The sequence below is a fragment of the Rhizobium sp. P38BS-XIX genome, from assembly GCF_012641435.1.
GTDB lineage: Bacteria > Pseudomonadota > Alphaproteobacteria > Rhizobiales > Rhizobiaceae > Rhizobium.
Genome location: NZ_JABAIJ010000002.1, coordinates 217,529 through 243,582, shown reverse-complemented (window position 1 = coordinate 243,582; position 26,054 = coordinate 217,529). Strand labels below are relative to the sequence as shown.

General features: G+C 56.6%; 18 protein-coding genes. 7 read left to right on the top strand and 11 right to left on the bottom strand.

The window, feature by feature from the left end; all coding sequences use genetic code 11:
* Positions 1-8: 8 nt before the first annotated feature.
* Positions 9-191, bottom strand: a complete 183-nt coding sequence (locus tag HGP17_RS33565; RefSeq protein ID WP_168808528.1) for a hypothetical protein — start codon at positions 189-191, stop codon at positions 9-11.
* Between the two features lie 64 nt (positions 192-255).
* Positions 256-411, bottom strand: coding sequence for a hypothetical protein (locus tag HGP17_RS33560; protein WP_168808526.1), 156 nt, complete (start codon positions 409-411; stop codon positions 256-258).
* Between the two features lie 415 nt (positions 412-826).
* Here HGP17_RS33560 and HGP17_RS10210 point away from each other — a divergent pair, with 415 nt between their 5' ends.
* Positions 827-1,264 (top strand): PPC domain-containing DNA-binding protein, encoded by a 438-nt coding sequence (locus HGP17_RS10210; protein WP_168808524.1) that lies wholly within the window; start codon positions 827-829, stop codon positions 1,262-1,264.
* A gap of 108 nt (positions 1,265-1,372) precedes the next feature.
* Here HGP17_RS10210 and HGP17_RS10205 read toward each other — a convergent pair whose 3' ends face one another.
* A complete protein-coding gene (locus HGP17_RS10205; RefSeq protein ID WP_168808522.1) occupies positions 1,373-3,160 on the bottom strand; it encodes a thiamine pyrophosphate-requiring protein in 1,788 nt (595 codons plus the stop codon).
* Positions 3,161-3,579: 419 nt separating this feature from the next.
* On the opposite strand from HGP17_RS10205, the gene HGP17_RS10200 reads away from it, so the two are divergent.
* On the top strand, positions 3,580-3,819 hold the full coding sequence (locus HGP17_RS10200; RefSeq protein WP_168808520.1) for a hypothetical protein: 240 nt from the start codon (positions 3,580-3,582) through the stop codon (positions 3,817-3,819).
* A gap of 137 nt (positions 3,820-3,956) precedes the next feature.
* Here HGP17_RS10200 and HGP17_RS10195 read toward each other — a convergent pair whose 3' ends face one another.
* Both HGP17_RS10195 and HGP17_RS10190 read right to left on the bottom strand, forming a co-directional pair.
* Entirely contained in the window at positions 3,957-5,120 is a 1,164-nt protein-coding gene (locus HGP17_RS10195; RefSeq protein ID WP_168808518.1) for a zinc-dependent alcohol dehydrogenase, read from the bottom strand.
* Positions 5,121-5,159: 39 nt separating this feature from the next.
* Entirely contained in the window at positions 5,160-6,038 is an 879-nt protein-coding gene (locus HGP17_RS10190; RefSeq protein WP_168808517.1) for an SDR family oxidoreductase, read from the bottom strand.
* Positions 6,039-6,936: 898 nt separating this feature from the next.
* Between HGP17_RS10190 and HGP17_RS10185 the strand changes: the two genes are divergently transcribed.
* Together HGP17_RS10185 and HGP17_RS10180 are read left to right on the top strand one after the other, a co-directional pair.
* The gene (locus tag HGP17_RS10185) at positions 6,937-8,019 is read left to right on the top strand and encodes a catalase family protein (protein WP_168808516.1); all 1,083 of its coding nucleotides are present in this window, start codon (positions 6,937-6,939) and stop codon (positions 8,017-8,019) included.
* A 155-nt stretch (positions 8,020-8,174) separates the two neighbouring features.
* On the top strand, positions 8,175-9,131 hold the full coding sequence (locus HGP17_RS10180; protein ID WP_246704012.1) for a L,D-transpeptidase: 957 nt from the start codon (positions 8,175-8,177) through the stop codon (positions 9,129-9,131).
* 137 nt (positions 9,132-9,268) lie between these two features.
* Here the strand turns inward: HGP17_RS10180 and glgB are convergent, their stop codons facing one another.
* Genes glgB through HGP17_RS10165 form a run of 3 tightly spaced genes read right to left on the bottom strand, consistent with a single transcriptional unit; the run spans position 9,269 to position 17,989 of the window.
* Complete coding sequence (gene glgB, locus HGP17_RS10175; protein ID WP_168809105.1) at positions 9,269-11,491, bottom strand: 1,4-alpha-glucan branching protein GlgB; 2,223 nt, start codon at positions 11,489-11,491, stop codon at positions 9,269-9,271.
* Positions 11,491-14,769, bottom strand: coding sequence for a maltose alpha-D-glucosyltransferase (gene treS / locus HGP17_RS10170; protein ID WP_168809104.1), 3,279 nt, complete (start codon positions 14,767-14,769; stop codon positions 11,491-11,493). The genes glgB and treS overlap by 1 nt, the downstream gene beginning before the upstream one ends.
* A 16-nt stretch (positions 14,770-14,785) precedes the next feature.
* Complete coding sequence (locus tag HGP17_RS10165) at positions 14,786-17,989, bottom strand: alpha-1,4-glucan--maltose-1-phosphate maltosyltransferase (RefSeq protein WP_168809103.1); 3,204 nt, start codon at positions 17,987-17,989, stop codon at positions 14,786-14,788.
* Positions 17,990-18,498: 509 nt separating this feature from the next.
* Between HGP17_RS10165 and HGP17_RS10160 the strand changes: the two genes are divergently transcribed.
* The 3 genes from HGP17_RS10160 to HGP17_RS10150 all read left to right on the top strand — a co-directional run bounded on the left by HGP17_RS10160 (position 18,499) and on the right by HGP17_RS10150 (position 22,079).
* On the top strand, positions 18,499-18,885 hold the full coding sequence (locus HGP17_RS10160; protein ID WP_168809102.1) for a response regulator: 387 nt from the start codon (positions 18,499-18,501) through the stop codon (positions 18,883-18,885).
* Positions 18,886-19,180: 295 nt separating this feature from the next.
* Positions 19,181-21,208 carry a transketolase gene (gene tkt, locus HGP17_RS10155; protein WP_168808514.1) on the top strand — a complete coding sequence of 676 codons (2,028 nt, stop codon included), beginning with the start codon at positions 19,181-19,183 and terminating at the stop codon, positions 21,206-21,208.
* Between the two features lie 355 nt (positions 21,209-21,563).
* On the top strand, positions 21,564-22,079 hold the full coding sequence (locus HGP17_RS10150; RefSeq protein WP_168808513.1) for a sigma-70 family RNA polymerase sigma factor: 516 nt from the start codon (positions 21,564-21,566) through the stop codon (positions 22,077-22,079).
* 568 nt (positions 22,080-22,647) lie between these two features.
* On the opposite strand, the gene HGP17_RS10145 is transcribed toward HGP17_RS10150, so the two are convergent.
* The 3 genes from HGP17_RS10145 to HGP17_RS10135 all read right to left on the bottom strand — a co-directional run bounded on the left by HGP17_RS10145 (position 22,648) and on the right by HGP17_RS10135 (position 25,839).
* Positions 22,648-22,923, bottom strand: coding sequence for a hypothetical protein (locus HGP17_RS10145; RefSeq protein ID WP_168809100.1), 276 nt, complete (start codon positions 22,921-22,923; stop codon positions 22,648-22,650).
* 182 nt (positions 22,924-23,105) lie between these two features.
* Positions 23,106-24,968 (bottom strand): 4-alpha-glucanotransferase, encoded by a 1,863-nt coding sequence (malQ, locus tag HGP17_RS10140; RefSeq protein WP_168809098.1) that lies wholly within the window; start codon positions 24,966-24,968, stop codon positions 23,106-23,108.
* Positions 24,969-25,065: 97 nt separating this feature from the next.
* The gene (locus HGP17_RS10135; RefSeq protein ID WP_168808512.1) at positions 25,066-25,839 is read right to left on the bottom strand and encodes an SDR family NAD(P)-dependent oxidoreductase; all 774 of its coding nucleotides are present in this window, start codon (positions 25,837-25,839) and stop codon (positions 25,066-25,068) included.
* Positions 25,840-26,054: the final 215 nt, after the last annotated feature.

The window sequence follows — 26,054 nt, the reverse complement described above, 5'->3', positions numbered from 1 at the left end:
TTTCCGTCCTATCGATCCTGTTGATGACCTTGGTGACCCGTGTTGACCTTGCTGTTGCCCTGTTGTCCCATTTTATCGGGGTCTTTGGTCGTAAAGGACTTATGCGGATCGCCTACTTCTGGCTTGGCGTGATCCCCGACGCCTTTGTCGCTTCTGTTTTCCTGCGGAACAGGTGGTGGTCTCGTACTCATGATCGTTTCCTTTCTGGCCAGGATTGCAGTATCGATCAATTCTCACCGGCGCAGTATCGCTTCTCTACCGGCTCATTGATGAAATCGCGCTGGAACTTACCGGCGACGGATCGCCAGGATGGAATCCTGCCGCAAAATAAACGGCAATCAGACAGGCGAGGATGAAAATCGTTGCGACGAAAATCATCATGTTGTGCCGGGCTTGAGGCTGACGGGCCATCCGATCTCCTGACGGGCAAGATGTTCGATAGACGATGCTGCGGTTTCGCTTCACTTGCCGCGTGTCCCTTCTTAGGCATCGAACCGACGTCAAATGGGTATGTTCCGAAAATAAGTGCCGACCTGCGGTTCAGTATCCAGAAGTTGGTTCCGTGATTCACTCAAAGAGCCGAAGATTGATCGCAGAGATCTCGACAGAGCCTGTCCCATCGGAACAATCTGAGCTGTCTACGGTTCAGGTGACGAACCTATGTTCAAACTTAAGGAATGCCATCGCCTCCTTGGCAGGCGATACTCAAGCGCAGGATCTCCCGCAATGTGCGTTCCTACAGCTGACCCATGCCGTGAGTCCACGGCCAAAAGAGCGGATCGCTTCACGGCGCCAAGCCCGCTTTGAATAACAAGGAGGATTGCCTATGAGGTTCAAGCGGATCGAACTGGAAACTGGCCTTAAAACCTTCATTGTCGTACTTGATGCCGATGAGGAAGCATTCTCAACACTGGCTGGATTTGCAAGTGTTCAGGGCTTGGCCGCCGCTTCCGTGACCGCAATTGGAGCTTTCGAGTCGGCCACGGTTGGCTGGTTCAATTTTTCCACCCATTCCTATGATGAGATCCTCGTGGCTGAGCAGTGCGAAGTACTCAGCCTTCTCGGCGACATCGCCGTTGGAGACAACGGACAGGCCAGCCTTCATCTCCACACGGTACTTGGCTTGCGGGATGGAACGACGCGCGGTGGTCATTTCCTGCAGGGGATCGTGCATCCTACGTTGGAGGCGACCATCGTGGAGACGCCAACGGAACTGCGCCGCCGACACCGCAAGGATCTTGGCATCGCGTTGATCGACCTTTAACTGTCGTAACAAGGCGGCACACGGTTTCTCGGTCGCCAATTCCGCTCACCGTGAGCCAGCATTTAGAGTGCGCGAACTGCAAACGTCGCGTCGTCGTACATTTTGACCTTATCTCCGGCCGGGAAGGATTGCGCTCAGTGTCTGCCTTAAAGTTCCCTTGACGACGCCGCTCTCTTCCGGATCGCCTTTTAGCAACGCAGTGGCGAGGTTGCGCATCTGCTCAAATGTTAGGTGCGGGGGAATTGGCGGCACTTCCGGATCCGTTTTAACCTCGAGGACGACGGGCCGGTCCGTCAAGAACGCCTCATCCCAGGCAGCACCCAAATCCTCTGGCCGGTCCACAAATAATCCCTTCAATCCAATCATATCGGCAAAGCGGTGGTAGGGAACATCGGGAATACGTTGCGATGCCTCGAACTTGGGGTCGCCTTCCATGACGCGCTGCTCCCACGTCACCTGATTGAGGTCTTCATTGTTGAAGACACAGACAACCAAGCGGGGTTCAGACCACTTGCGCCAATATTTCGAGACCGTGATCAGTTCGGCCATGTTGTTCATCTGCATGGCGCCGTCGCCCACCAGGGCAATAACCGGCCTGTCGGGATGGGCAAATTTTGCAGCGATTGCATATGGCACGGCTGCCCCCATCGACGCCAATCCCCCTGACAGGGATGCCATCATTCCACGCCGGATCCGCAAGTCGCGAGCATACCAGTTCGCACAAGAGCCAGAGTCGCTCGTTACGATAGCGCGATCCGGAAGGCGCGGCGACAACTCGACGACGACACGCTGCGGGTTGACGGGGCTGGCCTCCTTATGCGCTCTTTCGTCCAGCTTCCGCCACCAGGCGCCGACGCGGTCCTCGATCTGCTTGCGCCAAGAGAGGTCGTCTTTCTGACGAAGACGGGGAAGGAGCGCCTGCAAGGTTGTGCTTGCGTCGCCGACCAGATTGACCTCCATCGGATAACGCAGAGATAACATATCCGGCCTGAGATCGATCTGGACACCCCGGGCGTCGCCCTCTTCGGGCAGGAACTCCGAATAGGGAAAACCCGACCCGACCATCAGGAGGGTGTCGCAGTCCCGCATCAGGTCCCAGGATGGCTCCGTTCCCAAAAGCCCAATCGAGCCGGTTACCCATGGAAGGTCGTCCGGAAGTGCTGCCTTGCCAAGCAGAGCCTTTGCTACGCCGGCCCCCAGTCGATCCGCAACCGCGATCACCTCATCGGCTGCATCAAGTGCGCCGGCGCCGATCAGCATTGCGACCTTGTTTCCTGCATTGAGGACATCGGCGGCCCGCTGCAGGTCATCATCATGCGGCACGGTCCTCGGCGGAGAATAGCCCAGTCCTGACATCACCGAGCCATGTTTGCGCGGTGGCGTCTCATAGGGCAGTTCCTGCAGATCATTCGGAAGAATGAGTGCCGTCACCGTCCTGTTGGCAAGCGCGATGCGCAAGGCCCGATCGACCAGATGACGCACCTGCGAAGGCGCCGACGCTTGATGGACGAAATCTCCGGCAACGTCCTTGAGCAGCGACGCAAGATCGATTTCCTGCTGATAATGGCCGCCGAGCGCACGTCGCGCCTGTTGTCCGACGATCGCGACAACTGGTTGGTGGTCCAAGCGTGCATCATAAAGGCCTGTGACCAGATGGGTTGCTCCCGGCCCGGATGTGGCGATGCAGACACCGATCTCGCCAGAGAACTTCGCATGGGCGGAGGCCATAAAGGCAGCCATCTCTTCGTGGCGGGCTTGAATAAACTCGATTTTCCCATCAGCTCGGTTCAACGCCCCGAACAGACCGTTGATGCCATCGCCCGGATAGCCAAAAATTCGCCGCACACCCCAATCGTAAAGGCGCTGCACGATGAAGTCGCTTACCGTTTTTGCCATGATACATCTCCGCTGATCACATGCCCGTCTGCGGGGCAACGGCCGTCGAACACCCGAAAAGGGCATATGTTCCCTCTGCGCAATGAGCTCCAAAATCGCCGACATCTCCAATAGACAGCGTCCATGCAATCGCGGCTGAACCGCTCACTGCCGAACTCTGCATTCGGCGGCTTTGCCCTGTCGACGAATAATCTCCGTGACTGCCGATCCGTCGCAGCGACCCTGTTCAATGACGTTGCGGGAGGTTTCGTGGACTAGCTGCCAAAGACGTCGCGCAAATCCGTCGATCCGGAATTGCTCAGCGACGTAGCAGTCGGGAGAGTATCCGACAGTCGCATAAAAACTTAGAGATGTTGATTTATTTCCACTATGCCAGCCTCGGTGATACCCCATATAACGCATGATCAAGGAGTGTAGCGATGATCCCGATATCGAGATTGGAACCTGACTGTTTTTATTGGGCGAAGCTAAGATCCGATCGCGGCGCCGACGTCCAGATCGTTAAAGTATCCACGGTGTTTGGCGTTGAAAAAGAATACTGGTCAGTTGCCAGTGTCGGCTCGGACGGGCACCGCATGCCGGCGGATTTCGAGTTCGTCGCCAAGATCGTCCCGCCGTCCTCTAAAATTAAAATTGCCGTCGAGTTGGCAGCCGAATAAGCAAACGCGGCCGCAGGCGCGGCGCTGGCACGCGCACCCTCTGGCGCGCGCCGCTAATTCCGGTCCGGGCAGCGAGCGAACGAACCGGTGCGATCCCCCACAAGCCTCCGTAATCGGCCGGGGGGTCAAAGAAGTACTCAGCCGTTTGGTCTTATAACAACCTTGACGCAACCATCCGTCTTGTCGCGGAAGGTTTCGTAAGCCTGCGGACCATCCTCAATTCCAACTCTGTGCGTTATCAGGAATGATGGATCGATCCTGCCTTCAATAATGAGATCCATCAGCGGCTGAAGATATTTCTGAACATGCGTTTGGCCGGTCTTCAATGTCAGCCCCTTGCCAACAAACGCCCCAAGTGGCGTAGGAACAGCCGCACCGACAAAAACGCCAGGTAAAGAGACAGTCCCCCCGGGGCGGCAGGCAAGAATGGCTTCATGCAATGCGTAGGGGCGTTCGGTGCTCGTAAGCTTGGTCTGCAAAGCCTCCAGCAGCCCGCCGGAGCCATGACTTTCCATGCCGACAGCTTCGATTACCGCATCGGGACCTTGTCCACTTGTTATGTCCAGGATGCGCTTTTGAAGATCGCCTTCGGCGTAATCCAGCGTTTCCGCACCGCACTGCCTGGCAAGTTCCAGGCGCTTCGGTACCGTATCGACGGCAATCACACGCTCGGCACCCAGCAAAAATGCCGACTTGATTGCAAAAAGCCCAACCGGGCCGCAACCAAAAACTGCGATGGTCTGACTCTGCTGGATATTGCAGTTTTCCGCCGCCATGTAACCAGTCGGAAAGATGTCCGAGAGAAAAAGGACCTGCTCGTCGGAAAGGCCTTCAGGTACCTTGATAGGACCGACATCGGCGTAAGGTATCCGCAGGAACTGCGCCTGGCCGCCTGGAAAGCCGCCGTAAAGTTCAGAATATCCAAACAGCCCGGCGGTCGGGTATCCCACCTGTTGCGCCTCCTTTGGTCCTTTCGGGTTAGACCGTTCACACAAGGAGAAGAGGTTCCATCGACACATCCTGCATTCTCCGCATGAAATCGTAAAGGGAACGACGACCCGGTCTCCAATCTTGAGTTTGCTGTTGCCTCGCCCAACCTCCACGACTTCGCCCATGGTTTCGTGGCCCATGACGTCGCCCGCGTGCATTCCAGGAACATAGCCCCCATACAGGTGAAGATCAGAGCCGCAGATCGCGCAGCTGGTCACCTTGATTATGGCATCACGGTCATCCTGAATGATTGGATCATCGACGGTTTCACACCGGATGTCACCGCTGCCGTGCCAGGTTAAAGCCTTCATATCGTTCTTCCTTTGCCTTACATAAGTAGATGCGAGCTTTTACGGCTGTCCGCCGCCTCCGGCAGAGCCGTAGACCTGGCCCGTTGCGTAACTCGCGAGCGGATCGGCCAGCTGCACATAGATGGAGGCGAGTTCCGCAGGTTGCCCCGGCCGACCCATAGGTGCATCCCCGCCAAAATTCTCGAGCTTCTCCATGGTTGCACCACCGCAGACTTGCAGCGGCGTCCAAATAGGACCAGGCGCGACGCCGTTCACGCGGATCCCTCTGGATGCGAGCTGCTTTGCCATGGACTTCGTGAAGTTCATGGCAGCCGCCTTGGTGATGGCGTAATCAACCAAATTCGCCGAGGGGTCGTAGGCTTGCTCCGAGGTGGTCTGAATGATCACAGCGCCCGGCTTCAGGTGCTTGAGGGCAGCCTTGGTCAACCAGAACATCGCGTAGATGTTGGTCTTCATTGTCGCGTCGAAGGCATCTGTCGTAATATCCAGGATCGATTGCGCCTGCTGCTGCCGGCCAGCATTGTTGACCAGGATGTCGAGGCCACCCAGAACCGAAACTGAATTTGCGATAAGCTTTTCACAAAAGAATTCGTCCCGCAGATCGCCCGGCAGGGCAAAAGCCTTGCGCCCCTCCGCTTCAATCAAGGAGATAACTTCCTTTGCATCGTCTTCCTCGTCAGGCAAATAGTTGATCGCGACGTCCGCACCTTCTCGCGCGTAAGCGATTGCTGCGGCACGTCCCATGCCGGAATCGCCACCGGTAATCAGTGCCTTGCGGCCGGCGAGACGCCCTGAGCCTTTATAGGAGACTTCTCCGTGATCGGGTTTTGGACGCATCGCATTCGCAAGGCCGGGAAAAGGCTGGCTTTGTTTCTCGAAAGGCGGCTTTGGATATTTGCTCGTTGGATCTTCCATCATACTCCTGTCCTTCCTGTGCTTTATGGTCTTGGGAATGTGACGACGGCCGCGGCGCCAGCGCTTGTTTTCGCGGCCGGCAAGCGGGCCGCGACAAATGCCCGGACCTGAATGTGTGCGTCAACGGTGATTGAATAACCAAGATACCTAAGGCGGTGCTGTCGGAGCCGAACCAAGCGCGCGATCTGTTGTTCCCAAGAATCGCGCGGATTGAACCGATCCCAGCGGGCAGACCGAAGTCCGCAAAGCAACTGCAATAGACAGGGTCCGTGGCACAGAGGAACGATCATGCGGCATCGGAACACCGACCAACTGACAATCGAATTGACGGAATCCGCAGCAAGGACGGACGTCCCGTTGTTTCCCGGCACGGCTAGCCGGCAGCGCTTCGACTTGAGATCGCGTCGTCATCACCTTGCAGGACAGCTGTCTGCAAATCGTTGCGCCAACACGACGCGGATTCGGAGAGACGACACGCCCAGCAAACACGCCTCGCCCAGCAAATAGTGCGATCCTTCCTCGCAATGGACGCCGCTACCCAAGTGACGGCCTCGCTATCGATCGCTTCTCAGCTGTTGGCCACGATCGGGGAACGAATGAGCTTTTCCCACTTAACATTGGCTGTCTTGGTCCGTCTTCGCTCCTCCGCACCGCGAAAGGGTACCTGTGTATTCCCGTTCAGGGCGAAGAGTTTGGCATCGATCCTGCTGCGGTTTCTGACGATGTCCATCGAAAATTCACCGAAGCATTCCCGGCTCCTTCTTCAAAACGCTGGCCACGATCCATAGCGCGAGGAGGCAAACCCTCGCGCGCGAGATCAACTCGTTCGTTGACGCTGGAGGCGGGAACAAAGTTTGTTCGCCACGATTTGGCACGCATCCCGCGCAAAGGAATTTAACTTATGACCAGCACTTCGCCCGTGATCTTTTCGCCAAACGTCGAGACGATGGAGCCCGATGAAGCGCAGACGATCGACGATTTAAATGCGGCATTTGACAAAATCCTGTCGACGACCGCGCGAGATTACGGCCACGCAGTGCGGGCAGTGCACGCCAAAGCCCACGGCGTCCTGAAGGCGGTTTTGACCGTTCACGACGGGCTGCCGCCTGAACTGGCTCAGGGTCTATTTTCCCGCCCGCAAGCGTATGACGCATATTTACGCATCTCGACAAACGCCGGCGATATCCTGCCGGATGCAATTTCCCTTCCACGCGGACTTGCAATCAAAGTCATGGGCGTCAGCGGGCAGCGCTTGCCCGATGCGGCAGGAAGCACGCAGGACTTCGTTCTTGTGAACGGACCGATCTTCCAAGCAAAGACCGCCGAGAAGTTTCTCGGCAGCCTGAAAATGCTGGCAAAGACAACCGATCGCCTGGAAGGCACCAAAAAGACCATTTCAACTGTGCTTCAGGGTGTCAATTCGGCTCTGGAGGCGGTTGGTGTTTCGAGCACGACTGTTCAGTCTATGGGTGGTGCGCCCAATGTCGATCCCCTCGGCGAAACGTATTTCAGCGTCACCCCATTCCGTTACGGCGACTATATCGCCAAATTCAGCGTCAAGCCCGTGTCGAGTGCCCTTACCAAGTTAACCGGCAGAAAAATCGACGCCGACGACCACAACGACGCGATCCGCGATGCGGTACAGATGGAAATGCGGCATTTGACTGCGGTGTGGGAGTTTCGCGTTCAACTCTGTCGGGATTTGAGCAAGCAGCCGATCGAGGACCCGACGGTTCAATGGGACGAGACGGAAGCACCGTTTTTGACGGTGGCGACCCTCCAGGCGGCGAGCCAAGACAGTTGGAGCCCTGATCAGGTGGAGAAGGTTGATGACCAGATGCGTTTCAGCGTCTGGACCGGCTTGGAGGCCCACCGACCACTCGGAAACATCAATCGTGCCCGAAAGGCGCCATACGAGCATTCGGCGCAGTTTCGCGAGCGCTTCAATGGATGTCCAATTCACGAGCCTGATCGGGGCTCGTAGCGGTTCATCGAACGTTCGAGACTCTGACCGTTCGCTCCGAGCGCTTGGCCATTGCGGGATGATCCCGTCGCGATTTCCAATCGGGCGACGGAACAATTTCTCACAATGGCGCTTTTCAGCACATGCAAAGGTCCATCCTACACTGCGGGCTCCTCATGGGTTCGCTATTGATTTTTCCCGCCGTCGCGTCCGCAATCGATGCAAGCGACATCAATGAGGCGACGATCACCGAAAAAACGGCAGATCTGCCGCCGGGCAAACCGACGGAGCCGGCTCCCGACATCGTGAAACTTCAGATCCTGCTTGATCGCGCCGGCGCGTCACCTGGTGTTATCGACGGCTTGCCGGGAGAAAATTTAACGAAAGCAATTGCGGGCTTCGAAGCAATCCAGGGGCTTCCCGCTGACGGCAAGCTGGATCAAGAGGTGATGCAAAGGCTTGCAGATCAGGTTCCGGTCGTTCAGGCCTATGCCATTACCGGCGATGATGTCGCCGGCCTGGTCGAGATGATACCGGAAGACTACGCAAAGCAGGCACAGATGTCTGCACTCGGTTATACGAGCGTCGCTGAAAGGCTCGCCGAACGATTTCATATGGACGAAAATTTGCTGAAAAAGCTTAACCCTACAGCGTCCTTCGCAGCCGGTGAAACGATTGCGGTTGCTGTCGCGGGCGAGGCTCGTCATGGCAGCATTGGAAACATTGGAAACATTGAGGTCCATCGCAAAACCGGCCAGGTCTTCGCCTTTGGCAAGGACAAATCGCTGTTGGCCGTGTATCCCGCAACGATCGGGAGCGAGGAAACACCGTCTCCGACGGGAACCCATAAGGTCAAGGGCGTCGCACGGATGCCAGTCTACGTCTACAACCCGAAAATAAATTTCCAGCAGGGCAATAACAAGCAGATCCTGAAATTGCCCGGTGGTCCCAACAATCCGGTCGGAACGGTTTGGATCGATCTCACGGAGCCCACCTACGGCATTCATGGCACCCCTGAGCCAAACCTTGTCGGCAAGACAGGATCACATGGTTGCGTGCGCCTGACGAACTGGGATGTCGAGGAACTGTCCGGGATGGTGAAGCCTGGAGTTGTCGTCACTTTTATGAATTGACAGAGCAACATCCAGCTTTTCTTGACGTCTGATAATTGTCGCCAACCAGAAGTCGCGCCCCGCGGCCGACATTCATGCTCAAAAGACAGAAAGTTCTTCCGTTTTAGGCGGCGACCGATTTCTATCGCCGTTGTCTTCTAAGTTTCGCCGTTCTGGTGTTCACGGACGAACATCAAAGTCGACAGTGGCGGCAGGTTGAGGCGAAGCGATTGGTCACGCCCATGCATTGGAACATTGTCGGACATACAATCACGATTTTCAAAACCACTGCCGCCGTAAACTTCGCCATCGCTATTCAGGATTTGCCGCCATAATCCGCCGACAGGGACGCCGATGCGATAGTCGTTGCGTAAAACCGGCGTGAAATTAGAGACGACGAGCATGACCGACCGGTGCGCGGCATCGAAACGAAGCATTGCAATGATGGATTGTTCGGCATCGTCGACGACAGCCCACTCAAATCCGTCCGCCTCTGTGTCACCATGTTGGAGGCAGGGGAAATGTCGATAGACGCGGTTCAAATCCCGGACAAACCGCTGCAGACCGCTGTGCTCTTTCTGATCAAGGCTGTTCCATTCAACGGATCGATCATGATTCCATTCAGCGACCTGACCGATCTCGCATCCCATGAATAGCAGCTTCTTGCCTGGATGGCCCCACATGAAGCCGTACAATGCTCGAAGATTGGCCATTTTCTGCCAGCTGTCTCCAGGCATTTTTGCAATGAGCGCCCCTTTTCCGTGAACCACTTCGTCGTGGGAAAACGGTAAGATAAATCGCTCACTGTAGGCATAGACCATCCCGAACGTCATCGAGCCATGGTCGTATTTTCGGTAGACAGGGTCCGATGAGATGTAATGAAGGGTGTCGTGCATCCATCCCATGTTCCATTTCATGTCGAAGCCGAGCCCCCCCTCCTCTGGACGTGTGGTGACATTGGGAAACGCGGTCGACTCTTCGGCGATCATGACGGCGCCCGGATGCCGATCATGGACGATGCTGTTCAGGTGCTTGAAGAACTCGATGGCTTCGAGGTTCTCACGGCCGCCGTAGCGGTTTGGGATCCACTCGCCTTCAGGCCGGCTGTAATCGCGGTAGAGCATGGAGGCGACCGCATCGACGCGTAAGCCGTCAATGTGAAATCGTTCAAGCCACTCAAGCGCGCTGGCAATGAGAAAACCTCTCACTTCGTTGCGTCCAAGATTGTAGATCAACGTGTTCCAGTCACGATGGAAGCCCTCACGCGGGTCCTCATGTTCATAAAGAGCGGTCCCGTCGAAGCGCGCCAGCCCCCAAATGTCGGTCGGAAAGTGGGCGGGCACCCAGTCAAGGATCACGCCGACGCCTTCGCCGTGGCAGCGGTCCACGAAATAGGAAAAATCCTCAGGCGTGCCATATCGACCGGTAGGAGCAAACATGCCGAGTGGCTGATATCCCCACGAGCCTCCGAACGGATGCTCCATAATGGGCAGCAGCTCGATGTGGGTAAATCCCATATCCCGAACGTAGGGAACAAGACGTTGTGCCAGTTCGATCCAGTCAAGCGATCGCCCAGCCTCTTCCATATCTCGCAGCCACGAACCCACGTGAACTTCGTATATCGACATAGCCGTTTCCGAACGAGCTTGTCCTGCGCGCTCGTTCATCCAATGGGCATCACTCCATGGGAAGGGCCGAGACGAAGCAACCACCGACGCGGTCGAGGGAGCCGGTTCGGCTGACCGCGCGACCGGGTCGGCCTTCTGTGGAAGGAGGTTGCCAAGCCGATCAAGGATCTCAAACTTGTAACGCTCGCCTACGGTCAGATGCGGAACGAATATCTCCCAGACACCGGCCTGCGAGCGAAGTCGCATCGGATGGCGACGTCCGTCCCACGCATTAAAATCACCGACGAGGGAGACACGCTTCGCATTGGGCGCCCACACCGCGAAGCGAACGCCCTCGACATCATTCACCGTTAGCGGGTTCGCTCCAAGCGCCTTTGTGAGATCGTAATGCGTTCCTTCTGAAATCAAATGCAGATCCAGATCACCGAGGAGCGGCTCGAAACTGTATGGGTCGTCAGTCAACTGGATGGCATTCGGCCATTCGATGCGCAGACTGTAAGGGCGAGCCTCCGCCAAGCTGACACCAAACAAGCCCGCAGGGTGTACGAGCTCGGCAGATGCGATTGGGATCGCGCTATTTCGCTCGACTATGTCGACACGCAGGGCACCGGGAAGAAAAATCCGGATCCGGTAGCGGCCATCTGTGCCTCGATGGAGACCGAGAATAGAAAAAGGGTCGCCATGCCGACCGTGGACCAGGTCGTCCAGAGCTGCATTGTCCACGCCTTCAAGGATATCGGCAGCCGCATTCATCATGAGTTGCTCTCCGACAGACGCGACAGAATGCTGACGAAACCGCGCAGTGGTATAGGAAGCCATTTCGGCCGGTTGCGTGCCTCATAGGCTATTTCGTAGGCCGCCTTCTCGAGCAGGAATATGTCGAGGACCTGCCTGACGTCCCCGGATTTATTCGGGAGCTCTGTCGAGGTCGAGAGGGCTTTTTCATAGCTGGTCATAAAGACCTTCTCGGCGCTGTCGCCGAAGCGCTCGATCACCGCCCTGCGTCGACCGTCGTGATGATCGGAAATCGCATCGTTTTCAAGCATGGCTGTTGCCGTCAGGTAGTCGAGCGATCGCAGAAGGCCGGCAGCATCCCGCAGTGGGCTGGTCTTCGCCCGGCGTTCAGCAAGGTTGCGAGCGGGTTCTCCCTCGAAATCGATGATGACTGCGTCACCTTCCGTGACGAGGATCTGCCCAAGATGGAAATCGCCATGTGTCCGAGTCAGTAACGTCTGCGAGGCGCCGTCAGCCAGTCTGCCGGCAAGCGCTAGGATGCGTTCGCGATTGGAAAGGAGTGCCTGGATCTGGGACGACACCTCGGCCTCAACGTCATTCTGCAGATCGGCCAGCTTCGAAAAGGCATAGGAAATTTCGCCCGTGACGGCCTTGCGAATGACGTCGACGTCGTCAGGATCCGCTCTATGCGGTGAGAAAGCCTCGTCATCCGATGGTTCGGCAAGTAGAGCATGCAATTCGCCGAGGCGCTCGCCGACCATGGCGACGAAATGCAAAAGGGGCTGAAGCTGTTCGTCTGCGCTGTCGATCGCTGCCTCGGTGATCACGATCTCGTCGGCAACCCGGCGGAGATTGGACAGCATCCAGTTCCAGGCATCACCCTGGTTGCGAATTGCGCCCTGTACGATGATGAGGGTCGAGCGTCTGCCTTCACCGTCAGTTCGAACCACCTCACCCAGAAGGGGCGCAGTGTGTTCATATCCGTGCTGCGTGAGATAGCGCGTCATCTCAACTTCGGGATGGATACCGACGAACACGTGACGGATCAGCTTGATCATTGCAAGATCGCCGATAATCAGCGAGCTGTTGGACTGCTCGGCAGACAGCCATTGAATTGCCATACCGTCCGTCAGCGCCAGGCGATCCAACTGGTCGGTGCCGATAAACTCGATTGTGCCTGTGCGACCGGTCACCTTGGAGCGGTCGCGAAGCCCCTGTAGAATTCCCCGCGCCATGGCATCGACGGCGAAACCGTCGGTGAGGAAGCCTACCCGCCGACCTTGGCGGATGCGCGCAAGCGAAAGCTGCTGGCCAAGAATATTCGGGGGCGTGTCATCCCATTCCACGGCAAGCGGCAGCTGATAGGTTTCGACGTGGTCGGGAAGCACCGCCTCGATTTCGCCGAGAACCACGCCTTCGGCGAACGGCATCGGCGTTGCCGAAACCAGACGCGCGTCCTGGAGTGGTTGATCCTTGGCGCCGAACCAGCGGCGCTTCGACAAGTAAGCCGGCAAGACGTCTCGGCTCAAGGTGGCGACATGCTGCGGCAATTCCACAAGTTCCGTCAGACTGCGTCTCACAACAACGGTGGTGAAATCCGCGAGCTGCTCGGGCGGCGCCGCGCGCCACGTCGGTCCATCCGCTTCTGCATTCAACTGAAACCAGAAAAATCCATAGGGCGCCAACGTCAAAAGATATGTGAGCTGGCCGATCGGAGGAAACGGCGACATTCCGGTTAGCTCGATAGGCACGCGCCCTTCGAAGCTCGATAGATCAAGCTCGACTGCCTGCGGTAGCCGGGAGAGGTTGGCGACGCAGAGGATGATCTCGTCATTATACTCACGTAGATAAGCGAGGATGCGACGGTTGCTCGGCGTTAGAAACCGCAGAGATCCCCGTCCGAAAGCACTGTGTCGCCCGCGGAGCGCAAGCATGCGCCGCGTCCAGTTCAACAAGGAGTGCGCGTCTGAGACCTGTGCCTCGACGTTCAACGCCTCAAATCCGTAAAGTGCATCGGCGACTGGCGGCAACACCAGTCGCGCTGGCTCTGCGCGGGAAAAGCCGCCATTTCGATCGGGAGACCATTGCATCGGAGTGCGCACGCCGTCACGATCGCCGAGGTAGATATTATCGCCCATCCCGATCTCGTCGCCGTAATAAACGACGGGCGTGCCCGGCATCGACAAGAGTAACGCGTTCATGAGTTCGATGCGCCGCCGGTCGCGCTCCATAAGGGGTGCAAGCCGACGACGGATACCGAGATTGATGCGCGCACGTTTGTCGGAGGCATACGTCTCCCACAGATAATCCCGTTCTGCATCGGTCACCATTTCAAGCGTCAGTTCATCATGGTTGCGCAGGAAGATTGCCCACTGGCAGGCGTCGGGAATATCCGGTGTTTGACGCATGATATCGGTGATTGGAAATCGGTCTTCCTTGGCGATGGCCATATACATGCGCGGCATCAGCGGGAAATGAAACGCCATGTGACACTCGTCGCCATCACCGAAATATTCGCGCGTATCTTCAGGCCATTGGTTCGCCTCGGCCAACAACATCACTCCGGGATGCGTGGCATCGAGTGCGGCGCGCATTCGCTTCAGGACCTGATGGGTTTCGGCGAGGTTTTCGTTGTTCGTCCCCTCACGCTCGACAAGATAAGGAATGGCATCCAGTCGAAACCCGTCGATCCCGGTTTCAAGCCAGAACCGCATGATGTCCAGCAATTCTTCCATCACAAGAGGGTTGTCGAAATTGAGGTCCGGCTGATGCGAATAAAAGCGGTGCCAATAGTATGCGCCGGCCACAGGATCGAACGTCCAGTTCGACTTCTCGGTATCGAGGAAGATGATGCGCGTTTCTGGAAATTTCTGATCCGTATCAGACCACACGTAAAAATCCCGTTCGGGACTGCCGACAGGCGATTGGCGGGCTCGCTGGAACCAGGGGTGCTGATCGGATGTGTGATTGATGACCAGCTCAATGATGACACGAATGTTGCGCTCATGAGCAGCCGCCACGAATTTGCGAAAGTCATCGACAGTGCCATAGTCCGGACTGACGTCCCGATAGTCGGCGATGTCGTAACCGTCATCACGCCTGGGTGACGGAAAAAACGGCAACAACCAGATCGCTGTCACGCCGAGAGCTGCGATATGATCGAGCTTCTGATACAAGCCCTCGAAGTCTCCGATACCATCGCCGTTGGCGTCGTAGAATGACTTGATATGCAATTGGTAAATGATGGCGTCTTTGTACCAAAGGAGATCGGCGGTACTCGTGTTCAAATCGTCCATGACTGCGGCATCCATCTCACACTCCTCCCGTTCTGATACGCCAGATGGCAAAGGGTAGCCGGTTCGGATCCAGTCTGATCTGCTGCCATTTGCCCGAGCGATCGAACCGTTCGCCGCTGACGAGATCCTCGAAGGCGAGTGTGCCCTCGTCACCGAGACCGAAATGCCAAAGGGGAAACTCAACCGTGCTCTCTTGCATGGTGTCTGGATCGAGGGTCACGGCGATCAAGAGGACGTTGCCACGGTCCGTGCTTGCCTTTTCGAAAAACATGACGTTGGGGTTCGAAGAGGAAAGCAGGGTCAATCCAAGATGGGATTGAAGCGCGGGGTTGTCCTTTCGGATCCGATTGAGCATGGCGATTTCAGCTTTGATGTTTCCAGGGCGATCGTAATCCCACGCTCGGATCTCGTATTTCTCGCTGTCGGCGTATTCCTTGCGTTTTGCATCCGGCCGGCCCTCGCACAGTTCGAACCCGTTATAGACGCCCCATAGACCGGAGAGGGTCGCCGCCAGCGCCGCCCGGATGAGATAGGCGGGCCGCGGCGCGTTCTGGAGAAAATCGGGGTTGATGTCATGAGTATTGACGAAGAAGTGCGGCCGGAAAAACTCTTTTGGCTCTCCTTGTGTGAGCTCGATCATATACTGTTCGAGATCCCATCGTGCATTTCGCCAGGTGAAATAGGTATAGGATTGCGAGAATCCGACCTTGGCAAGCCGGTACATAACTTTTGGACGCGTGAACGCTTCAGACAGAAAGACCACATCGGGATGGCGAGCGCGAATATCGCCGATCAGCCACTCCCAGAATGGAAACGGTTTGGTGTGAGGATTGTCGACACGAAAGAGCCTGACACCTTCCTCGACCCACATGTCGACGATATCACGTAACTCCACCCAGAGCGCGGGAACTGAATCCTTCGCATAGAAATCGACGTTGACAATATCCTCGTATTTCTTGGGCGGATTTTCCGCATAGCGAATGGTGCCGTCCGGTCGCCAGTCGAACCAGCCTGGATGGTCCTTGAGCCAAGGGTGATCCGGTGAAGCCTGAATGGCGAGATCAAGTGCGATCTCGAGCCCGTGTAGCCGCGCCTGGTCCACCAATCGCTCGAAATCACCGAATTGACCAAGCAGTGGATGGATGGCGTCATGGCCTCCCGCCTCCGAGCCGATCGCGTAAGGACTGCCCGGGTCCGCCGGTGTCGCGATCAGCGAGTTGTTGCGCCCTTTGCGATTGGTATGACCGATCGGATGGATCGGCGGGAAATAAAGAACGTCAAAACCCATTTCGCGAATTGCCGGGAGACGCGCGACGACATCGTCGAACGTGCCGTGTCGCTCGGGATCGCCACTCTGCGAGCGAGGAAAGACTTGATACCAGCTCGCGAACGCGGCCTCTTTGCGCTCAGCCTCGACACCGAATGTCGACGAGTGGGTCAGGAATGGCCGGCGGTCCGCCTTGGCCATCAACTCGCTGAGGCGACCCGACAACAGCATTTCGATTTTCTGCGGTGTCGCACAATCTTTGAGTTGAGAGGCGATCAAGAGAAGTTCCGCCTTGCCTTCTGCGTCCATTATCTCGCTGGGATGTTCCGCCGACTGACGAACCAGATCCTCTCCCTCGATCACCTCCAGATGCAAATCGAGACGCGCCTCGTTCTTTTTGGCAAACTCGTAGCGAAAAATCGCAAAGGGATTTTTCCACGCTGCAACGCGAAACTCGAAGCGGCCGATGCGGTCAAGGAGAAACGATCCGCGCCAGCGATCGTTTTCAGTGAGATCCATTCTCGCTTCGCGCCACACGCTTTCGTCGCAAGGACGGTAGAGCAAAGCCGCCGAAAGCACATCATGACCGTCGGCAAAGATGTCCGCTTCGATCGTGACCGCGTTGCCGATGACGCGCTTGATCGGAAAGCGGCCGCCGTCCACCGTCGGGCTCACGTGCTCGATGGCGATACGCGGCATGGCTGTCGCATCATCGATAGCAAGCCGAACCGGAGCGCCGATAATTGCCGGACGCTTTGTCATGGCTAAAACAACGAGCTCACCAGGAGCGACCTGCACCGATGCGATGTCGTTCGGCCGAAAGGGTGCGGCTATCCGCGCGATCTGGTCTTCGGCGACGGACCTGCTTTCGCGCAGGTCGCGGTTGATCACGACCAGCCGCGCATCCTCGGCATTTCTCAAATCCGGTTCATCAGCCTGGGTCAGTATGGTCAGCGACCCCATGGTTTCAGAACGGATCGCAGTCCACTTCGTAGAATCAGCTGCTTTGGCAAAATTCAGATCGCGCAGATCTGTCGAGATGTCGAAATCTCCATCCGCTCTTAGTTTGCGCAGGCCCTCTGCTCGTCCATAAAGCGGGTCCAGCGGCAAGGTCGCGCCAAACTCAAAACCCATCGGGATCAGAAGGCCATCGCCAAACTCAGCCGCCACATTCAGCGCGCGGCGTGACCTGCGTTCTCGGACCTCGCGGCTCTCCAAGCCATGGGCGATGCGTTTTGCAAATGGCGCTTCCGGAAACGCGATCTGTCGATCGAATGACCGCTGAAGTCGATATTCATTGAGAAGCCAGCTTTCGCGCAGATCCCACCATGCAACAGACGAAAATACGGCATCAAACCCACAGCCCTGCAACGCCTCACGCAGTGCAAAGTCGGTTCCAGGCGTATAGGCAAAACACTGGGTTCCCGCACGCACGTCTTTCGCCGCTGAAATCAATTGGCGCCAGCTCTCCGGGGAAAAACCTTCAAGGCCAAGCATCCGGTAACCGCAAACACCATACTCGGTAAACCTTGCGAGCCGTGCCGCCCACTCCTCGCTCAGCTCGCGCGAAGAGCCGTCCGAGACGCCGTTCAAAGCCAATGGCGACCGCCTTGGATCGAGCCCTCCCCTGGTCGATGAAGTGATCTGGATCGGCACATCCAGCATCAGACCGAGTTCTCGCTCCTGCGCCAGGTGAGCGAGATGGGTCACGCCCTCCTCACTGTCCTCTCCCAAACCCAGAGCGGGATCAAGCCGCTCATAGTCGGCCGTTGAGAAGACACTCCCGCCTTCCGAACGTTGAAAAACCGGCGCGGATAAAACGCTATCGAAGCCAAGCGAAACGGCATGATCAAAAAGCTCCGCCCATTGATCACGGCCCGCAAGTAAAAGTGGATTCACATAGTAGATTTTCGCATAATTGACCAAGAGCCGTGGCTTGGAAGCAAGCGTCATCCTGCTGTTCTCCAATGTCGCGCCGACGACTTTGGTCACGGCGATTATCGGAGCTAACCTGCCAAGGCGCTACTTGTTCCGATAGAACGACAGGAAGGGCGTTTTGACATCTGGCGTCATTCAACCCAACCGGCGACTTGTTCGGAACATTCGTTCTTAGACATAGTTGGGCACGATCGCCAGAATAACTGCGATAGAACGGCCAAGGTCGGAAGCGGAAAGATCCGATAATTTCGCAGCCAGCGTGATTTTGGTATTGTGGTCCAGTAGCCACTTGTTGCCAGTTGCGGATCAACCAGGGCTGTCAAAGTTGCGGGATGCTCCATTTAAGACCGTGATTATCGAGGTCAGGCAGGAAGGGCTTCCCTTGCAGTTGCCCCCGATCGAGCTGCAAAGCCCGAGCGACGCGTGAATTCATGAGCTGCGCGTCGGCTTGGTTGCAAAAAGGACATGGGTGTTCAATCGGAAGCGTTGCCGCTTCCTCGATAGACGAATGCGACGGAGGATGGATTATGGCCGCGTCTTACAGCCAGATGTTTGCCGGAAGGCGTATCCTGATCGTCGAAGATGAATATTTATTGGCCGACGAGACGAGATATCGACTGGAACAACTCGGCGCGATTGTTGTCGGACCAACTGGGCAGATCGACGTGGCGCTTCAACTGATCGATGACGAGCACGTGGATGCAGCTATCCTCGATATCCACCTTGAGGGAGAGCTCGTGTTTCCTGTTGCTGAGCGTCTGGTGACGCTCGACATTGAATTCGTGTTCGCAAGCGGGTACGACGCGTCGGTTCTCCCTGATAAGTTCAAGGGCTTCGTTTTGAACGAGAAGCCCATCGATCTGGAGAATATCGCGCGGGCGCTCTTCGGGCCCAAGAGAGACCTCCATTGAACTCGTGCATCGCCAAAATGTAAAACAAAATCTTTGCCCAGCCCGCGCAACTGCCGCCTGTGTCTAAGTAAGCGACCAGGAGTGAAACGAGCGGCAGCCGGCCTTAGGCGATAAGAAGCCGCCCCGGACAAATGCGCCGCTCGACAGCCTGTCCAAACTGGATCGAGACTTTGCGGGAACTTTCGCGGTTCGCCTTTGTTCGCAGGAGGACCGCGTATAGCCAAACGGACGGATAATATCGTGCGGGTGTTATGTGCCACATGGCGGTTCGTCGCGATCAAAGCCGGAGATACCAATGACCGATCAACAAACCTCCTCGTTGAAGAAGCCTGCCGACGAACGGCTTTTCAAGCTCGCAAACTGCATTCGATTTCTTTCGATGGATGCCGTGCAAAGGGCCAAAAGCGGTCACCCCGGCATGCCGATGGGCATGGCCGACATTGCGACCGTGCTCTTCACCGAATTCCTGAGATTCGATGCCGCTGATCCATATTGGTTCGACCGCGATCGCTTCCTGATTTCCAACGGCCACGGGTCCATGCTCCTTTATAGCCTGCTTTACCTGACCGGCTACAAGGATATGACAATCGAGGAGATCCGAAATTTTCGGCAGGTTGACAGCCGGACCCCTGGCCACCCCGAATATCACCATGCCGCTGGCATCGAGACAACCACCGGCCCGCTCGGACAAGGCGTTGCAAATTCAGTCGGCTTTGCACTTGCCGAGCGTATCATGAACGCCAAGTTCGGCGATGGATTATCGAACCATTTCACCTATGTGTTCCTCGGAGACGGTTGCCTTATGGAGGGCATCAGCCAGGAGGCGATCGCGCTGGCCGGTCACCTGAAACTTGGTAAATTGATCGCTTTCTGGGACAATAATTCCATTTCGATCGATGGATCGACCAAACTTGCCGAGTCAGACGATCAGTCGGCACGTTTCCGCGCTTCAAATTGGCATGTACAAGACATCGACGGCCATGACACCGATGCTGTTCGACAAGCGATTATCGAAGCGCAGAGTGTCGTTGACCGACCATCGATGATTGCATGTAAAACGATTATCGGCTTTGGCTTTCCCACCCGGGCCGGGACGAAAAAAGCTCATAGCGACGCACCCGGTGAGGACGAAATCGCCGGTGCTCGCACCCTGCTCGACTGGCCGTCTCCACCGTTTGAAATACCCGACGAATTGTTGCGGGAATGGCGTCGCACCGGTGCGAAGGGGCAAGAAGAGCGTAAAGCCTGGGCTTCCCGCGTCAACGAGCTTGACGGCGATGTCAGATCGGAATTCGATCGTCGCATGAAAGGTGAGCTCCCAACAGATTGGCGGGATGCAATCAAGGCCGCCATGGAGGAGCTTCGTGCCAGCGACAAAGAGCTTGCGACACGCCAGGCGAGCGGCATCGTCCTCAACCATCTGGCGCAAAGATTACCGGAGCTCATCGGTGGATCAGCAGATCTGACGACATCGAACAATACCAAAGCGACAACGCAGATCGAGATCTCTCCGGGGAACTATGACGCTTCCTACATTCATTACGGCGTGCGCGAACATGGTATGGCCGCTGCCATCAATGGGATGGCGCTCCATGGGGGACTTATTCCATATGGCGGCACATTTCTGACGTTCTCGGATTATGCGCGCCCGGCCATCCGGCTCGCATCCATGATGGAAATACGCTCCATTTTCGTGATGACGCACGATTCGATCGGCCTTGGCGAAGACGGTCCCACGCACCAGCCGATCGAACATCTGAGCGCTCTTCGCGCCATCCCTGGGCTTGCCGTCTACCGCCCGGGTGACCCTATTGAGACAGCGGAATGTTGGGAGGCAATCCTCAATGAGCCCCGCCAAGCGGCCGTTATCGCTTTGTCCCGGCAGCCCATGCCGCTTTTGCGCAAAGATCCCGTTCGCACCAATCTCTCGCAAAGGGGTGGCTATGTTCTGCTCGAGGCCGAAGGTGGTCAGCGCGACGCGACGATCATGGCGACCGGCTCCGAGCTGCATCTCGCCGTCGAGGCGCGCCAGAAACTCGGTGCGGAGGGAATCCAGGCGGCTGTGGTCTCGATGCCGTGTCGCCTTCTCTTCGACAAGCAGGATCGGGACTACAAGCTGCAGGTCCTTGGGCCGACGACTGCCCGTGTCGCTATAGAAGCCGCCGTGCAGGACAGCTGGGATCGCTACCTCGGCCTTGACGGCCGTTTTATCGGCATGCACAGCTTCGGCGCCTCAGGCAAGATCAGCGACATCTATAAGAAGTTTGGTATTACATCGGATGCGGTCGTTTCCGCCGTAAGGGATATGTTGGCCGAAACGTGACGGTGCGACCAAACACACAGCGCACCTGATTTTATGCCGCTTTCGTCAATGGATCTGGCAATGATAGATCGGGCAATTGATCATGTTGCCGGTATCGCGTCAACGTGAGTGACGCGATAATCATTGATACCGACCGAAAGAACAATCGCCGATCCCCGAACAATACCATGTCATGCCTCAGTTGTTTAAGTGGACTTTGAACCGCATAACCGATCGTTCGGGCAAACAGGTTTTGCGAACCCAAGCTTCAACAGCGAATTCTCAAAAGAGAGGTATGTGCGCTTGCGTACCAACAGAAGAACTATGGAACATCGGCATCTAACGGACATTGCAGGTCTGTTAGGAGAAACTCACAATGCCGACAGACATAGACCCATCCATGCAGAAAGACATAGTCGCTCTGCTTCCTGCCTTACGCAATTTTGCACGCAGATTCGTTGTCAGCGAGACAGACGCAGACGACCTGATGCAGGAAACAGTCGGCAGGATGATTGCTCATCTAAATAGCTTCGAGCCCGGCACAAAATTGAAAAGCTGGGCATTCACGATCATGAGAAACACCTATATGACGGAATACAAACGTCAAAAGCGTGTGCACCTCTGTTCGAACGATGATGGCCTGTTCGAGGTTCCTGTCGCAAGCCAGCAGAATCTCCATCTTTATGCCATGGATGTCAGCCTGGCGCTCGACCGTCTTCCCGCATATCAACGAGACGCGCTGCTGATGATCGTTGACGGCGTCTCCTATGAGGCGGCGGCGGAACGTTGCGGATGCGAGATCGGGACGATCAAAAGTCGCGTTTCGCGTGCCCGAACAACGCTCGCAGAATTCCTGGGAGAAAAATCGGCACGCGCCGCCGCATTCCTTTAAAGCTGAACCGACGTTTCCGGCGATGTCAGTCCTCCTCAGCAGGGAATGTCTTTACTGGTCGAGCGACAGCAAAAGCCTTGATTGGGCCACCGATCGTGTAGCCAGAATCAGCTTGACGACGCTGCCGCAAAGCGAAATCGCTTCTTCAGACACCCTCTGCCGGTGCGTAGCCGGATTGCTGCTAGCCAAGCGACGTCGCTGCCTAGTTAATCACTGCCAGCCCACGACCGGAAGGAACTCAGCAGAGGCAGGAACGTTACCAAACGAAGGAGACCATTATGGCTAGGTATCTCGACACTAATCTTTCCGCTGGCGTGCCCCCCGTCCCGGACTTATCGACGCGCATCCGTACCAATCCGAGGTTGAGAGCTGCGGCCTGGTCTTTTTTAATTGGTTGCGTAGCGCTAATTGCCGCGGCGATATTGATGTTTTACTTCACGTGAGAGCGTTTGGTGGGCTGACCGCTACCTAGAACAGATCTTGCGATCAGTGCGATTACTCGTTGGCGGATCGATGGCGTAATTACGCGCCTCATTTTATCCGTGGCGGCGTGAGACTTGCCGCAAGTTCAATTCAGGCGGCGCTGCTGCCTGCTTGAAAACTGATGAACCAGAACAATACCTTGTTCGAGCAACACCTCGGCCGCAGTGTTGTCCCGCTCAGCTGAATTGTTGACCATCCCTCTGATCGTGTGGGCAATGCACATGGAGTTGGCGGCAAAACGCAGGTCGCCCACCTCCTCGGCTTCATCCGCAGTGGCTTCCAACGCATCGGCTACTGTTTTCAGCAAAGTCGACCGCTCTTTAAGCGTCATGTCCTCGAACGATTTACAGCACTCATGCATCTTCATGTCCAGCGCGTCGCGGGCGCGGCTCCTCAGTTTGATATCGTTGGAAATATTTCCTTAGATGGCGACCGTATCAGTCCTAAGCAAGTCATGACTGCCGTGCGCTAAGCGCAATTCAAGCAACGACCTTGATCCACGCAGCGCCGAGCCTCCCTGACGCGTCGCACCCCGTAATAAGTTCAGGCGTTTCTCTTGCTCGATGGCGGACGTTCACTTCGCATCGCGTCGGCGATGTGATGCAGCAATTCCACCTTTAACAGGCTTTCGATCGGAACTGAAAGCTTTGGCTTCCAATTGGGATAACTTCGGCTTGTTCCGGGAATATTGGTGGGCCGTTCCTCAGCGGTCATATCCGCCAGTCGCACTGCACTCATCACGGACGACGTTCGAGCGATAAAGCGATGCGCCTCGACCACGAGCGCGGTCAATTCTTCTTCTGCCGGACGTCGAAGCCTGCGCCGACCGGCAAGCCGCTTACCCGCCATGCCAAGCGCAATGCGCAGATCCTCGCGCTCACGTACGCGCTGCTTTAAATGCTGTTTCGTCACATCGTGCGGAACGATCCCATGGTTAAGACGCGCTTCTATATCGGCGCCAGCCCACCAGCAGGCCAAGGTCTGATGATCGTGGGTTGAAATGCAGGCGATCGAGTGCCGGGGATATTCATGCGGAAGCCTGAACCCGCCGTCGGTCCGCTCATACGACAAAATCCGATAGGAAAGGATCTGCGCCTCTGCCAGATCTTCCTGAAGCCCTGCGGGCAGAATGCCGAGATCCTCACCGATCACCAGGCAATGATACTGTGACGACGCCTCTGCAAGCAGCTGCATCAACGATTCCTGAGGATAGTTCACATAGGCTCCACCGTCCGGTTGGCAGTCGAGCGGCACAAGAAACAAGCGCCGCAACGCCGCTGCATGGTCGATCCGGATTGCGCCGGCATAACGCATGGCGGCGGCCAGCATTCGACGAAATGGCGGTTCTTCACCGGACGCAATCACGGTGGGACGAAATGCGGCAAGGTGCCAATCCTGCCCTTGTGTGGCATAGGGATCCGGTGGACTTCCGATCGTGGCGCCAGCCACATACGCGTTCCGATCGCTCCATGTCGCCGAACCGTCGACCGCTTCACCGACGGCAAGATCAAGGTAAAGGCCTATGCGCAATCCCGCATGTCGCGCGGTGATGGCTGCGTGCATCAATTGCTTATGGGTAAGCCACTGCAACCAGATATGAAAGTCGATCTCATCGCGGTGGCGATTTGCGTAGGACATGACCGCGGGAGTATCGGGGGATTGAAATTCTGCGGGCCAGGTTTCCCAGCTCGCACCGGCGCCCTGCTGGGTCATGGCGCTCGAAATAACCTCGAAGAGCGCGTGCAATCTAAGCTTTTCGCCGCCCTCTCGGACAAAGATCCTGAAACCCGGCTGATCATCGATGACGGCGTCATTTGCATTTCGCCATATTCGCCGGAGTTCGCTAAGCTTGATCTCAGCCACTTGTTCGTAGTTTACCTCGTCGGTTTGCCGGAGTTCTCGCAGTTTTTTGTCGAGCGCTGAATCCGCCTTGAAGCCACACACTTTGTCGACGGCAATATAGAGGGGATTGAGCATAGATCGATTTGATGGCTCGTAGGGGCTGCACCGATCTGGGGCTGCGAGAAACGGTGCGTGCAGCGGATTGAGGCCGACAAAGTCAGCGCCCAGAGAGGCAGCGATCTCGATCATCCGGACCAGGTCTTCAAAATCACCAATTCCCCAGTTTCGTTCGGACCGCAATTCATAAAGTTGTAAGCTAATTCCCCAGACCCGCTCGTCTTCCAAAAAGCCTGGAAGGTAAGATTTTGCGATGCCTTTGGAAGATCGCGCATTTGCCGGCCGCTTGGCCACCGATCGATCGGTGCTCGGGTCTACGTCGACCTTAAGGGCGCCGAGAAGCTTTTGCTTTGTTGCATCGCTGATCGGGACCTCAACGCCGTCAGGGCTTGGCCTCGTGAGGCAGATACCCTGTTCGGTGGCAAGTCGGTCGAGATACGATTTCATCGTGGCGCCCCCTGTTCTGTAAAAACGCCGGACTGCCCAACGTAAGTGCCGAGACCCTCGACTCACACGTCTGATATCTTGGGACGAATCGAGATTGCTAGCGCAGCAAGCCTTGACCGCCGTCGACCCAGATGGGAGATCCTGTAATGTGCCGCGCTTTCTCGGATGCCAGAAAGACGATGACTTCCGCAACATCCTCGCTGCGACCCGGCAGGCCGCCCGTGATCGGAACCTGACCCTGCGGCCAGACCACCGGTATTTCGGTCTCGCCCTTCTTGCGCAAAGTTGTATTGGCGCCGATGTCCGTATCGATCTCGCCAGGACAAACCGCATTGATACGAATGCGATGTCGTGCCAACTCGAGAGCCAATTGCTGAACCATCGCGACCTGCCCCGCTTTCGTGGCAGTGTAAGCCGTCGCCCCCGGCGTGGTGAATGTCCTCGTCCCGTTAATCGATGAGACCACCACGATGGAGCCGCCGCCAGTGCGCTTCAATTGGGGAACAGTTGCCCGGATGGTCAGGAAGGTTCCGGTCAGGTTGACAGCGATCGTTTTGTTCCACTCAGAAAGTGCGAGGTCGTCGATCGGCGCCCACACGCCATTGATGCCCGCGTTGACGACAACGACGTCAAGGCGCCCGAACCGACCGACGAGTTGAGCGACAGCGTCGGACATCTGGCGTTCGTCTGAAACGTCCGCAATCAGCGCGACCGCTTCTCCGCCCGCTGACGAAATGTCGTCGGCTGTCGCCGAGATCTCCTGATGAGTGTGTCCGAGCACACCCACGCGATAGCCGTCTGCGGCCAACGCCAATGCCGCTGCCTTCCCAATTCCAGATCCCGCTCCAGTCACAAGTGCAACAGCCGGCATAAATCAGGTCTCTCCGAATTTGAAAAGCGGGTTTCGTGCGTATGTCGGCGTGCTCATTTATGAAATTATCCGCAGATCATCGGGTTGATGGTAGCCGTCAGGTCCAACCTTTGCCCGGCAAAATGGTTCCGATGTCTCTGCTGTTTTGAGATAGGCGGAGCATGCATACATATGGCCGGCGCTCAGAAGTCGGGCCTTAGATTGCTCGAATTTCG

Coding starts and splice junctions, on each gene's coding strand:
- HGP17_RS33565 (WP_168808528.1), bottom strand. CDS start 191: ATGAGTACGAGACCACCACCTGTTCCGCAGGAAAACAGAAGCGACAAA.
- HGP17_RS33560 (WP_168808526.1), bottom strand. CDS start 411: ATGGCCCGTCAGCCTCAAGCCCGGCACAACATGATGATTTTCGTCGCA.
- HGP17_RS10210 (WP_168808524.1), top strand. CDS start 827: ATGAGGTTCAAGCGGATCGAACTGGAAACTGGCCTTAAAACCTTCATT.
- HGP17_RS10205 (WP_168808522.1), bottom strand. CDS start 3,160: ATGGCAAAAACGGTAAGCGACTTCATCGTGCAGCGCCTTTACGATTGG.
- HGP17_RS10200 (WP_168808520.1), top strand. CDS start 3,580: ATGATCCCGATATCGAGATTGGAACCTGACTGTTTTTATTGGGCGAAG.
- HGP17_RS10195 (WP_168808518.1), bottom strand. CDS start 5,120: ATGAAGGCTTTAACCTGGCACGGCAGCGGTGACATCCGGTGTGAAACC.
- HGP17_RS10190 (WP_168808517.1), bottom strand. CDS start 6,038: ATGATGGAAGATCCAACGAGCAAATATCCAAAGCCGCCTTTCGAGAAA.
- HGP17_RS10185 (WP_168808516.1), top strand. CDS start 6,937: ATGACCAGCACTTCGCCCGTGATCTTTTCGCCAAACGTCGAGACGATG.
- HGP17_RS10180 (WP_246704012.1), top strand. CDS start 8,175: ATGGGTTCGCTATTGATTTTTCCCGCCGTCGCGTCCGCAATCGATGCA.
- glgB (WP_168809105.1), bottom strand. CDS start 11,491: ATGAATGCGGCTGCCGATATCCTTGAAGGCGTGGACAATGCAGCTCTG.
- treS (WP_168809104.1), bottom strand. CDS start 14,769: ATGGACGATTTGAACACGAGTACCGCCGATCTCCTTTGGTACAAAGAC.
- HGP17_RS10165 (WP_168809103.1), bottom strand. CDS start 17,989: ATGACGCTTGCTTCCAAGCCACGGCTCTTGGTCAATTATGCGAAAATC.
- tkt (WP_168808514.1), top strand. CDS start 19,181: ATGACCGATCAACAAACCTCCTCGTTGAAGAAGCCTGCCGACGAACGG.
- HGP17_RS10150 (WP_168808513.1), top strand. CDS start 21,564: ATGCCGACAGACATAGACCCATCCATGCAGAAAGACATAGTCGCTCTG.
- HGP17_RS10145 (WP_168809100.1), bottom strand. CDS start 22,923: ATGCATGAGTGCTGTAAATCGTTCGAGGACATGACGCTTAAAGAGCGG.
- malQ (WP_168809098.1), bottom strand. CDS start 24,968: ATGAAATCGTATCTCGACCGACTTGCCACCGAACAGGGTATCTGCCTC.
- HGP17_RS10135 (WP_168808512.1), bottom strand. CDS start 25,839: ATGCCGGCTGTTGCACTTGTGACTGGAGCGGGATCTGGAATTGGGAAG.